The sequence below is a fragment of the Streptomyces sp. NRRL B-24085 genome (assembly GCF_001282115.1).
In the GTDB taxonomy this organism is placed as follows: Bacteria; Actinomycetota; Actinomycetes; order Streptomycetales; family Streptomycetaceae; genus Streptomyces.
This window is the reverse complement of the sequence record NZ_LJBR01000569.1, coordinates 1-11316: the sequence shown is the minus strand read 5'-3', so window position 1 is coordinate 11316 and position 11316 is coordinate 1. Positions and strand designations below refer to the sequence as shown.

Genomic DNA, 11316 nt, shown 5'->3' with positions numbered 1-11316 from the left:
GTAGGACCGGGTGGGACTGGGGGTCGGGCTCGGGGCCCTGGACGGGGCCCGGGAGCCCTCCGCCCTGCCGCCCTGGGGTGACTGGGCCCGGGACCGGGCCGATCCGGCCGGCTCACCGTCGCCGCCCGCCCACAGCCCGAGACCTACTCCGGCCACGACGGTGACGGCGACCGCGCCCGCGATCAGCCCCCGTGTCTGCTTCTCCGGTCGCTTCCTGTGCTGGCTCACCTCGTCAACCTAGGGCCTCAAGAGGCACGGCCGTGTCCACCACACGTTCCGAAACTCTCCCGTGCGGGTGAAATTCGGGCATCCGTCGGACAGGTCATGTCCACACTCGATAACGTGAGGTCACACCTCTCACAGCTTCCCCTGCCGAAACACACGTGACGCCCACACATTCTCCCGGCCGACTGGCCATACCGTCCCTGCCCACCGTCCTGGACGCCTTCAACAACGCGCCCGCCGACGAGGCGCGCCCCCTGCTCCTGGAGTGTCTGCGCAGTCCGCGCTGGGCGGAGCGGGTGGTGGCCCACCGCCCCTACCCGACCGTGGACGCGCTGCTCGCCGCCGCGGACGAGGCGGCGTACGACCTGACCTCGTCGGACCTCTCCGAGGCCCTCGCGGCCGAGACCCTCCCGGCGCTCCCGGACGGCGGCTACTCGGCGGCCCACATGGCCCTGGGCGCGGCCCACGCGGCCTACGAGGCCCGTTTCGGACACGCCTTCGTCATCTGTCTGGACGGTCTGCCCGCCGACGAGGCCCTGGACCACGTCCTGGCGGGCATCCGGTCACGATTGACGAACGATCCCGAGGAGGAACGGGTGGTGGCGGCCGAGGAGCTCCGCCGCACGGCGAGGGGACGGTTGGCGAGGTTCCTCGGGGGTGCGGGGCTGTAGTCGGCCTGCGGCCGCCGCCGCACGGGCGCGACCGGCCGCCACGGCCCGCACCCGGCACATAGCCGTCCGGGCCGCCCCATTAGCCGCATAGCTCACCCATCCGCGTGCCACTTTGATCACACAGATAGGCCCGGCGTAAGCGTTCCGACAACACGTCGCTACGATGCTGGGGGCCGGTGGACCGTACCCGGCCGGGCCCGACCGACAGCACAAGCCGGCAGGCCCCGACACCCCGCTCCCGGAGGGACTTCCGTGCCGGCTGGAACGCTGTACCGCGGCCGGGAAGGAATGTGGTCCTGGGTGGCTCATCGAGTCACCGGCGTCCTCATCTTCTTCTTCCTGTTCGTTCACGTGCTGGACACCGCTCTCGTCCGTGTCTCACCCGAGGACTACGACAAGGTCGTAGCCACGTACAAGACCCCGCTCGTCGCGTGCCTGGAGTACGGCCTCGTGGCCGCCATCCTCTTCCACGCGCTCAACGGCCTGCGCGTCATCGCCGTCGACTTCTGGTCGAAGGGCCCGCGCTACCAGAAGCAGATGCTCTGGTCCGTCGTGGGCCTGTGGGTCGTGCTCATGATCGGGGCGATCTACCCCGTCCTCGGCCACGCCGCTCGTGAACTGTTCGGGAGCTGATACCGATGGCGACCACTGAAACCACCGCGTCCGGGATCGGCCCCGTCGAGGGCGACTCCGGCTACGGCGTCGACAACCCGGCGCCCCTGATCGAGGCCCCACGCAAGCGCACCAGGAAGACCCCCCGCTCGACCCGCGGCAACTTCGAGATGGCCGCGTGGCTGTTCATGCGCCTGTCGGGTGTCGTGCTGGTCGTGCTGGTCATCGGCCACCTGCTGATCCAGCTCGTGCTGGACGGCGGCGTCTCGAAGATCGGCTTCGCCTTCGTGGCCGGCCGCTGGGCGTCCCCGTTCTGGCAGGTCTGGGACCTGATGATGCTGTGGCTCGCGATGCTGCACGGCGCCAACGGCCTGCGCACGATCATCAACGACTACGCGGAGCGCCCGAACACCCGGCTGTGGCTCAAGGGCCTGCTCTACACCGCCACGGTGTTCACCATCCTGCTGGGCACGCTGGTGATCTTCACCTTCGACCCGAACATCCGCTAGGCACGGGGCTGCGAGAATCATGAAGATCCACAAGTACGACACCGTCATCGTCGGCGCCGGCGGCGCGGGCATGCGCGCGGCCATCGAGTCGACGAAGCGCAGCCGCACCGCGGTCCTGACCAAGCTCTACCCCACCCGCTCCCACACGGGCGCCGCGCAGGGCGGCATGGCCGCCGCGCTGGCCAACGTGGAGGAGGACAACTGGGAGTGGCACACCTTCGACACGGTCAAGGGTGGTGACTACCTGGTCGACCAGGACGCCGCGGAGATCCTGGCGAAGGAGGCCATCGACTCGGTCCTCGACCTGGAGAAGATGGGCCTGCCGTTCAACCGGACGCCCGACGGCACGATCGACCAGCGGCGCTTCGGCGGTCACTCCCGCAACCACGGTGAGGCGCCCGTCCGCCGCTCCTGCTACGCGGCCGACCGCACCGGCCACATGATCCTTCAGACGCTGTACCAGAACTGCGTGAAGGAGGGCGTGGAGTTCTTCAACGAGTTCTACGTCCTGGACCAGCTGATCACCGAGGTCGACGGCGTCAAGAAGTCGGCCGGTGTCGTGGCGTACGAGCTGGCGACCGGCGAGATCCACGTCTTCCAGGCGAAGGCCGTGATCTACGCGTCCGGCGGCTGCGGCAAGTTCTTCAAGGTGACGTCCAACGCGCACACCCTGACCGGTGACGGCCAGGCCGCGGTGTACCGTCGGGGCCTGCCGCTGGAGGACATGGAGTTCTTCCAGTTCCACCCGACCGGCATCTGGCGCATGGGCATCCTGCTGACGGAGGGCGCCCGCGGTGAGGGCGGCATCCTGCGCAACAAGGACGGCGAGCGCTTCATGGAGAAGTACGCGCCGGTCATGAAGGACCTCGCGTCCCGTGACGTCGTGTCCCGCTCCATCTACACGGAGATCCGTGAGGGCCGCGGCTGCGGTCCCGAGGGCGACCACGTCTACCTCGACCTGACGCACCTGCCGCCGGAGCAGCTGGACGCCAAGCTCCCGGACATCACCGAGTTCGCCCGCACCTACCTGGGCATCGAGCCGTACACGGACCCGATTCCGATCCAGCCCACCGCGCACTACGCGATGGGCGGCATCCCGACGAACGTCGAGGGTGAGGTCCTGGCGGACAACACCACCGTCGTCCCGGGCCTGTACGCGGCCGGCGAGGTCGCCTGCGTCTCGGTGCACGGCGCGAACCGTCTGGGCACGAACTCCCTGCTGGACATCAACGTGTTCGGTCGCAGGGCCGGCATCGCGGCGGCGGAGTACAGCCAGAAGGCGGACTTCGTGGAGCTGCCGGAGAACCCGGCGGAGTTCGTGGTCTCGCAGGTGGAGCAGCTCCGGGCCTCGACGGGCACGGAGCGCGTGTCGGTGCTGCGGCGCGAGCTGCAGGAGACCATGGACGCGAACGTCATGGTGTTCCGCACCGAGCAGACGATCAAGACGGCGGTCGAGAAGATCGCGGAGCTGCGCGAGCGCTACAAGAACGTGGCGATCCAGGACAAGGGCCGGCGCTTCAACACGGACCTGCTGGAGGCCATCGAGCTCGGCAACCTGCTGGACCTCGCCGAGGTCATGGCGGTGTCCGCGCTGGCCCGCAAGGAGTCCCGCGGCGGTCACTACCGCGAGGACTACCCCAACCGCGACGACGTCAACTTCATGCGCCACACCATGGCGTACCGCGAGGTGGGCGACGACGGCACCGAGACCGTCCGACTCGACTACAAGCCGGTCGTCCAGACCCGCTACCAGCCGATGGAGCGTAAGTACTGATGGCAACCCCGACCCTGGACAAGGCGGACGCGGCCGGCACGCCCGAGCCCGGTTTCGCCGACTCCCCGTACATCACAGCCACGTTCCGGATCCGCCGCTTCAACTCCGAAGTCTCGGCGGAGGCGACCTGGGAGGACTTCCAGCTCGAGATCGACCCGAAGGAACGTGTCCTCGACGCCCTGCACAAGATCAAGTGGGAGCAGGACGGCTCGCTGACCTTCCGCCGCTCCTGCGCGCACGGCATCTGCGGCTCGGACGCGATGCGGATCAACGGCAAGAACCGTCTGGCGTGCAAGACGCTGATCAAGGACATCAACCCGTCGAAGCCGATCACGGTCGAGCCCATCAAGGGCCTGACGGTCCTGAAGGACCTCGTGGTCGACATGGAGCCGTTCTTCCAGGCGTACCGCGACGTGATGCCCTTCCTGATCACGAAGGACACGAACGAGCCGACCCGGGAACGCCTCCAGTCGGCGGAGGACCGCGAGCGCTTCGACGACACCACGAAGTGCATCCTCTGCGCGGCCTGCACCTCCTCGTGCCCGGTCTTCTGGAACGACGGCCAGTACTTCGGTCCGGCGGCCATCGTCAACGCCCACCGCTTCATCTTCGACTCGCGTGACGAGGCGGGCGAGCAGCGTCTGGAGATCCTCAACGACCGCGACGGCGTGTGGCGTTGCCGCACGACGTTCAACTGCACGGACGCCTGTCCGCGCGGCATCGAGGTCACGAAGGCGATCCAGGAGGTCAAGCGGGCGCTGATCACCCGGCGCTTCTGATCCCCGTTCTCCTGCGGTGAGATGGGCCCCGTTCCCCGGTTCGCACCGGGGGCGGGGCCCTGTCCTTTCCGGCGCGTGGGCGGTCGCGGGAACGGAAGCCGGTACGGGGATTGCGCGCGGTGTGCCGGGCGTGATCCACTTCGCCGGTCATGAGCTGAGCGGCCTCTGGGGAGCGGCCACGGGGGCGAGGGGGCAGCGGTGCGTACCGCTGAAGAGGAGATCGTGTCGTCGTGCCCGCAGTGCGGCGGGCAGATCCGTACGGACCGGCGGTTCACCACCTGGTGTGCCGCCTGCGACTGGAACGTCGATCCGCAGGGGCCCGGGGAGCGGAAACGCGGGCTGGCGAGCGTGCGCCACAGGATCGCACAGCACTACGGCGAACTCCTGTTCACGGAACTGCGGGCCGGGAACAGCGGCGGGCGCACCGTGTCCCGGCTGCTCGCCTACGCGATCGCGCTCACCGTGCACGGACTGACCTGCGTGCTGGCCGCGGTCGGCGTGTGGGGCCTGGTCGCAGGGTGGGGCGGGCTCGGCATGGCGTTCGGGCTGTTCTTCCTTGCGCTGGCCTGGTCGCTGCGGCCGCGGCTGAACCGGCTGTCCGACGACGACCGGGTCCTGCTGCGGCCCCAGGCGCCCGAACTGTACGCGCTGATCGACGAGATCGCCGCCGCCCAGGGCACCCGGAGCGTGGACGCCGTCGTCGTCGACGTGGAGGCCAACGCGAGCGTGACCCAGCTCGGGCTGCGGCGCCGGCTCCTGACGCTGGGCCTGCCGCTCTGGGAGGTGCTGAGCCCCCAGCAGCGCATCGCGCTCCTCGGGCACGAGCTCGGTCACTTCACCCACGGCGACACCCGGTACGGCATGGTCGTGGGTACCGCCTTCCGGACGCTGGACACCTGGCTGCACTACCTCCAGCCGATCCCGAACCCGAACGTGATCCACGCCATCACCAATCTGGCCTGCGTCCCGCTCCGCCTGCTGGTCACCGGGGTGGTGGCGCTGCTCGACCTGCTGACCGCCCCGTCCGCCCAGCGCGGTGAGTACCTGGCCGACGCGGCCTCGGCCCGCACCGGGTCCACGGAGGGTGCGGCCGGTGTGATGGACCGCCTGCTGGTGGCCGACTCGATCGTCACCACGCTGCACCGCGAGATCAACGGCCGCCGGATGCGCGGACGGGGCGGAACCGCCGGGCAGGACTCCGAAGGCCTGTGGGAGGCGCTCGCCGCTCACATGGACTCGATCCCGGAGTCCGAGTACGAGCGGCAGCGCCGGGCCGGGGCGCTCCGGGGCCACAGCGTCGACGCGAGTCACCCGCCGACCCATCTGCGGCGCCGGCTCCTGCTGGAGGGCCCGCCGGTGCCCGCCTCGGTGACGGCGGACCCCGGCCGGTCCGAGCGGATCGCCGGTGAGCTGGCGGACGTGCGCAGGACGCTGGCCCGGGAGGTCGTCAGGGACGGCTACGACCACCGGTGACGGCGCCCTGAGCCGGGTCCGTCACAACTGGCTGAGGATCGTCGGGTCGGTGATCCTCGTGTCGTCCGCCAGCATCATCGCCTTGCTGAGGATGACCGCGAGCATGCGGTCGCCCTCGTAGGGGAGGTAACCGGCCTGCGGGGCGGCCGGGTCGGACTTCGGGACGATGCACAGGTACTGGTCGTTCGGGGTGCGGAGGATGTTGCCCGAGCCGAGGTGGATCTTGTAGGTGTGCCGGTCGCCCTTGACGTGGAGGAAGCGGCCCTCCAGGGTGCAGCGGTCGGCTATCGCGAGCCTCGGGATCAGGCGGTCCAGGAGCAGACGTCGGGTCTCGGCGCTCTGGTTGAGCTCTCCGAAGCCGTACGACGTCCAGTACTCCTGGAAGCGGCCGCCGGGGCCGCCGTCCTGCCAGGTGGGGTCGTTGCCGATGCTGGCCACGCCGACGAACAGGTCCACGTCGCGCAGGACTTCGGAGAGGACCAGGGGCGGGATGCCGGACAGCGGCAGGGGGTCGACCGGGTCCGCTCCGTCGCGCAGCCACATGTGGTACGCGCCGCCCGCGCAGTGCGCCGAGTTCTCCGGGGCGTCGATCGGGTAGAAGCGGACCTGGTCGGTGCGCAGCCGCAGGAAGGTCCCGGAGTCGGTGATGTCCGAGTAGTCCTCGCCGCCCTCGCCCTCGATCCAGAACTCGGCGCGCAGGCCCCAGCGCGGCAGGTCGCGGGTGGGCGGGGGGAGCTCGTCGTCCACGGCCAGACGCAGCCTGTCGGTCCAGCCCCGCGCCGCCGCCAGGGAGTGGAACTGGTGCTGGCGCAGGATGTGGGCGGCGAAGCGGTTGGAGTAGGTGCCGGTGGCGCGCTCGGCGTCGGTGAGCAGGTAGACCTCGCGGTGGGCCTGTTTGAAGGGCTGGGTGATGCGGTGCCGCTCCAGCCAGTCGCGCCAGGCGACAATCTCGGCGGGGGTGTGGTCCACCGGGTGCCAGAGGCGGACCTCCGTGCCGTCGGTGACCGGGGTGTCGGTGAGCGTGCGCAGGGCGCCGTCGGCGTGACAGGCCGTGGTGCCGTCCACCGTCCACAGGAGGCGGCGGGCCAGGGTGCCCACCAGCGGGTGGTCGAGGTAGCGCTCGCGCCAGGTGGCGTAGGACCAGGTGCGGTCGGCGAGGAACTGGCGGTCCAGACGCTCGCTCTGGGCCGACAGCATCCTGTCGATGTCCTTGACGGCCGCCTTGAGCTCCTTCAGGTCCTCCGCGTGGTCCCGTCGTACGGCGGCGGGCACGCCCTGGAGCTGTTTGCCGTTCGCGTTGGTCCAGGTGAGCACGGCTTTGGAACCGTGGACTTCGAGGACGGCGGTGGCCTCGCCGAGCCGGTGCTCGGCGCGGCCGACCTCGGTCAGGCCGTACGCCGGTACAGCCAGTTCCTCGATCTCCTCGCGGCTGAGGCCCAGGGCGACGGCACGGGCCTCCAGAGCCGCGTCGAGCAGTTTGGCGGTGTTCTTGTACGTCACTCTGGTGGCCAGCCGGGCCAGTTCGGCGAGGGCGGCCTCGCTGTCGATGCGGGCGAGGGCGTTGACCCCGGCGTTGGCGACCTTCGGGTTGCGGGGGCCGATGCCGGCGACCTTCTTGAGGGACGTCTCGACGAGGGCGCCGAGGGCGCGGGCGGTGTCGGGGTGCGGCGGCAGCAGGGAGAGCAGCCAGGCGAGGCCGCGGAGGGCGTTGGCGTTGTAGGGGTCGTAGGCGCTGTTGACGTCCGGTTCGTAGCGGCCGCGGTCCAGTTCGAAGGTGCGGGGGCGGCCGACGAGGGCGAGCCAGCGGATCACCGCCGCACGGACGCGGTCGGGGCCGAGCGCGCCGGCCAGAGCGGTGGCCTGCTTGTCCCACTTGGCGGAGGGCTTGGCGGCGGTGGCGGTCGTCATGTGGGCCAGGAGCTGCCGCCAGCCGGCGTCGGTCTCGCGCAGGGCTTCCTCGGCCCACTCCTCGCCGACGTTGAGGGGCGGCTCGGTCAGCTTCTTCGCCGTCCTGGGCAGGTCCTCGTTCCGGTAGGCGTGCAGGACGGCCCGGCGGACGGTGGCGACGACGGCGGGTGCGATCGGGCGGCCCGCGGCCAGCTCCGCCTCGACGAGGTCCTCGTAGCGGGCGCCGTACCAGAAGGAGTGCTGCCGGGAGATCGTGTCGAGCAGGGCCAGGCGCTCCGCCGTCAGGCGGTCGTGCGGCGGCAGGTCGCGGGAGACGATGCCCAGCAGGACCAGCGTGTTCTCCCGGGCGATCGGGCCCGCCTGCTCCGAGTGGTACTGCGCCACGAGGCCGTCGGCGATCCGCGACCGCGTCTCCGGCGGCAGGTCGTGCAGCCGGGCGAGGACGCCCTCCCACAGACCGGTCCAGTTGCCGTTGTTGACGGACGCGGCCCTGAGCAGGTCGGCGGCGAGCTCCTCCGGTTGGTCGTCGGCGACGCGGCGGCCGATCAGGTCCTTGTACTTCTGGATCTGGCCCATGGTCAGCCACCCACCAGCGGGACGAGCTTCAGGAACGTCACCTCGGTGCCGAGCACGAGGTCGATCTCCTCGTCGAGCCGGGTGACCTGGCGGTCGCCGACCAGCACCAGGAAGCCGTTGCCCGTGAAGGCCCGGAGCGCGAGCTCGGTCTGGGTCTCGGGGTTTATGCGGCGGGGCGTGCGCAACGCGTAGCCGTTCAGCACGCGTTCGGCGTCCTCGGGCTGGACCAGGCCCTGGAAGACGGCGGGTGTGTGCGCGTTGTACTCGGCGACCTCCTGGAAGACCCGGCGGCGGATCAGCTCGCGCACGGTGAGCCGCTCCTCGGCGATCTCCAGACCCCAGCCGTCGCTGCGGCTCCCGCTTGTCGTCTCGTCGACGAACGTCACGATTCCCATGCCGACGACAGTACGAGCCGGCACTGACAACGGGCCGCGGACGGGAGGGCCGGGGCCTGTCCGGCGGGCCGGGACTAGACGATGTTGCGGGCCACCGTCCAGGCCACGGCGAGCGCGAGGACGGCCACCTGCGCCCGGGGGCTCAGCGTGAGGCGCCGGCGGCGGCCGCGCAGGCCCGCCCACGCCCAGCGGCCCAGCAGGACGAGGGCGTACGGCGAGGCGAGCAGCAGGACGCGGTTGTCGAGCCAGGCCTCGGTGAAGTGGCCGTGCATCAGGTCGTACACCATGCGGGTGCCGCCGCAGGCGGGGCAGAGCAGCCCGGTGAGCATGCGGAACGGGCACTGCGGCAGGACGTGGCCGGGCTCGTGCGGGTCGGTCCCGTAGAGGTATCCGGCACCGGCGGCGCCCGCGGCCAGCACCGCCGCGGGTGCCGCCGCGGGGTGACGGAGCGGGGAGCGCCGCGGGGGCGGCGGAGACAGCGGGGGTTCGGTCCCCCGTGCCCTAGCTGCGGAGGATCCGGCCGTGTTCATCGGTGTGGTCGTTCCCGGTGAGCAGGAGGATGCCGTCGATCAGCGACCAGACGCCCAGGCCGCCGCAGGTGAAGAGCTGGGCGAGCCCCATCCCCACGTTGCCGAGGTAGAAGCGCCCGACGCCGAAGCCGCCGAGGGTGAGCTGGAGGATGCCCGCGATGACCTTCGACTTGTCGGAGTACGGACGTCCGTACGGGTCGTAGCCGTAGGGGGCGTTGGGGTCTCCGGTGTACGTCCCGGGGGGCGGGTAGTAGCCCGGCGGCGGGAACCCGGGAGGCGGGTAGCCCTGCTGGTGCGGGCCCGGCTGCCCCGGCGGCGGGTAGCCCGGCTGCGGTCCCGGCTGCTGGTATCCCGGCGGCGGGCCCTGCTTGGGGTCCTGCTGTTCGTGGCCCTGCTGTTCGCTCAAGGGGACTGCTCCTGGGGACCGAAGCGGGATGACCCGCGTGAAAAGACGACAATGAGCCCGGTCATCATGCCCGACGGACACCGCGTCGCAGAAGCCCGTTCCGGGACCCCGGGCCTAATCTGACGACATGTCAGATGACCTGTCGTACGAACTGCTCGGCTTCGACAACGTGCTGCTGCCCGTCGGGAACCTCGCCGAGGCCGTCCCCTTCTACGAGCGCGCGGGCTTCAGCGTGGGCTTCCGGCTCGACGAGGCCGGGATCGCCCTGCTGAAGGTCGGCGGCGAGACGCCCGGGATCCTGCTCCGACAGGAGGAGGGACTGGGGCACCGGCCGCCGCCGTGGCCCGCCACGCGCGTGTGGCTGGAGGTCCCGGACGCCAGGTCCGCCGCCCGGGAGCTGCGCGCCGCCGGCGTCGAACTGCTCGACGAGCCCTTCTCGGTGGCCACCGGCTGGACGGTCGAGATGGCGGACCCCTGAGGCAACGTCCTCGGCCTCACCGACTACACCAAACGTCCGGAGCTCGCCCGGCGCACCTGAGAAAGGGGCACGCGCACGCGTGACGCAGACCTCTCCGCCAATGAGTTGAACACGTTCAAAAGTAGGTCTAGAGTCTCTCCCGTCAGCGTTTTGAACGCGTTCAAGAAGGGGGAGGCGCATGGACCGCACGGTCGTCGCCTACGTCATCTACCTCGTCGTCAGCATCGCCCTGACGGTCTGGGTGGCCCGCACGCTCAGCAGGAACGGACGGATCTTCCTCGCCGACGTGCTGCGCGGGAACGAGAAGCTCGCCGAGGCCGTCAACCACCTCCTGGTGGTCGGCTTCTACCTCGTGAACCTCGGGTTCGTCGCCCTGTACCTCAGCGGCGACGGCACGATCGAGGACACCCGCGGCATCTTCGAGGCCCTGTCCACCAAGCTGGGCGTGGTGCTGCTGGTGCTCGGCGTGATGCACCTGGCCAACGTGTACGTCCTCAACCGGATCCGCAGGCGCGGTGCCATGGAGCGCGAGCAGGTGCCGCCGGTCGCGCCGCAGGACTGGGTCCGGGCATGACGGCGGACGCCACCACGGCGGACCGGCCGGACCGGATGACTCCGGTCCGCCGGCTCACCGTCCTCTACGACGCCGAGTGCTCACTCTGCGCCTTCCTGCGCGACTGGCTCGTACGGCAGCCGCAGTTGGTGCCGCTGGAACTGGTGCCGGCCGCCTCGGAGGAGGCCCGGCGGCGGTTCCCCGGGCTGGACCACCGGGCCACGCTCGACGAGATCACCGTGGTCGGCGACTCCGGGCAGGTCTACCGCTCCGCGGCCGCCTGGATCGTCACGCTGTGGGCGCTGCGCGAGCACAGGGGACTCGCGCATCGCCTCAGCACACCCTCGGGCGCCCGGTTCGCCAGGGGGGCCGTGCTCGCCGCGGCGAAGTGGCGGGCGCGGGGCCCAGGGGGGCGCCGGCCTCCTGG

13 protein-coding genes and 1 pseudogene are annotated in these 11316 nt (G+C 70.7%); 9 read left to right on the top strand and 5 right to left on the bottom strand.

Going from position 1 to position 11316, the window contains the following annotated elements:
* Positions 1–228: pseudogene (locus AOJ26_RS44770) on the bottom strand (beta-N-acetylglucosaminidase); the annotation flags it as partial.
* Between the two features lie 155 nt (positions 229–383).
* Here AOJ26_RS44770 and AOJ26_RS39645 point away from each other — a divergent pair.
* The 6 genes from AOJ26_RS39645 to AOJ26_RS39620 all read left to right on the top strand — a co-directional run bounded on the left by AOJ26_RS39645 (position 384) and on the right by AOJ26_RS39620 (position 6043).
* Entirely contained in the window at positions 384–896 is a 513-nt protein-coding gene (locus tag AOJ26_RS39645; RefSeq protein WP_053853190.1) for a 2-oxo-4-hydroxy-4-carboxy-5-ureidoimidazoline decarboxylase, read from the top strand.
* Between the two features lie 252 nt (positions 897–1148).
* Complete coding sequence (gene sdhC, locus AOJ26_RS39640) at positions 1149–1529, top strand: succinate dehydrogenase, cytochrome b556 subunit (protein WP_007384241.1); 381 nt, start codon at positions 1149–1151, stop codon at positions 1527–1529.
* A gap of 5 nt (positions 1530–1534) precedes the next feature.
* Complete coding sequence (locus AOJ26_RS39635; protein ID WP_053853189.1) at positions 1535–2017, top strand: succinate dehydrogenase hydrophobic membrane anchor subunit; 483 nt, start codon at positions 1535–1537, stop codon at positions 2015–2017.
* 19 nt (positions 2018–2036) lie between these two features.
* Positions 2037–3791 (top strand): succinate dehydrogenase flavoprotein subunit, encoded by a 1755-nt coding sequence (gene sdhA, locus AOJ26_RS39630; RefSeq protein ID WP_053853188.1) that lies wholly within the window; start codon positions 2037–2039, stop codon positions 3789–3791.
* Positions 3791–4570 (top strand): succinate dehydrogenase iron-sulfur subunit, encoded by a 780-nt coding sequence (locus AOJ26_RS39625; RefSeq protein WP_053853187.1) that lies wholly within the window; start codon positions 3791–3793, stop codon positions 4568–4570. The genes sdhA and AOJ26_RS39625 overlap by 1 nt, the downstream gene beginning before the upstream one ends.
* Positions 4571–4768: 198 nt before the next feature.
* On the top strand, positions 4769–6043 hold the full coding sequence (locus AOJ26_RS39620; protein ID WP_053853186.1) for a M48 family metallopeptidase: 1275 nt from the start codon (positions 4769–4771) through the stop codon (positions 6041–6043).
* Positions 6044–6064: 21 nt separating this feature from the next.
* Here the strand turns inward: AOJ26_RS39620 and AOJ26_RS39615 are convergent, their stop codons facing one another.
* The 4 genes from AOJ26_RS39615 to AOJ26_RS39600 all read right to left on the bottom strand — a co-directional run bounded on the left by AOJ26_RS39615 (position 6065) and on the right by AOJ26_RS39600 (position 9858).
* Positions 6065–8527 (bottom strand): DUF4132 domain-containing protein, encoded by a 2463-nt coding sequence (locus AOJ26_RS39615; RefSeq protein ID WP_053853185.1) that lies wholly within the window; start codon positions 8525–8527, stop codon positions 6065–6067.
* 2 nt (positions 8528–8529) lie between these two features.
* Entirely contained in the window at positions 8530–8922 is a 393-nt protein-coding gene (locus AOJ26_RS39610) for a hypothetical protein (protein ID WP_053853184.1), read from the bottom strand.
* Between the two features lie 74 nt (positions 8923–8996).
* On the bottom strand, positions 8997–9452 hold the full coding sequence (locus AOJ26_RS39605; RefSeq protein ID WP_373413188.1) for a DUF2752 domain-containing protein: 456 nt from the start codon (positions 9450–9452) through the stop codon (positions 8997–8999).
* Positions 9424–9858 carry a TM2 domain-containing protein gene (locus tag AOJ26_RS39600; protein WP_053853183.1) on the bottom strand — a complete coding sequence of 145 codons (435 nt, stop codon included), beginning with the start codon at positions 9856–9858 and terminating at the stop codon, positions 9424–9426. The genes AOJ26_RS39605 and AOJ26_RS39600 overlap by 29 nt, the downstream gene beginning before the upstream one ends.
* Before the next feature lie 127 nt (positions 9859–9985).
* On the opposite strand from AOJ26_RS39600, the gene AOJ26_RS39595 reads away from it, so the two are divergent.
* From AOJ26_RS39595 to AOJ26_RS39585, 3 genes are all read left to right on the top strand, one after another.
* Complete coding sequence (locus AOJ26_RS39595) at positions 9986–10336, top strand: VOC family protein (RefSeq protein ID WP_053853182.1); 351 nt, start codon at positions 9986–9988, stop codon at positions 10334–10336.
* A gap of 178 nt (positions 10337–10514) precedes the next feature.
* A complete protein-coding gene (locus AOJ26_RS39590; RefSeq protein ID WP_053853181.1) occupies positions 10515–10910 on the top strand; it encodes a hypothetical protein in 396 nt (131 codons plus the stop codon).
* Positions 10907–11316 (top strand): thiol-disulfide oxidoreductase DCC family protein (locus AOJ26_RS39585; RefSeq protein WP_053853180.1); only part of this gene is annotated, 410 nt, incomplete at its 3' end. The genes AOJ26_RS39590 and AOJ26_RS39585, both read left to right, overlap by 4 nt.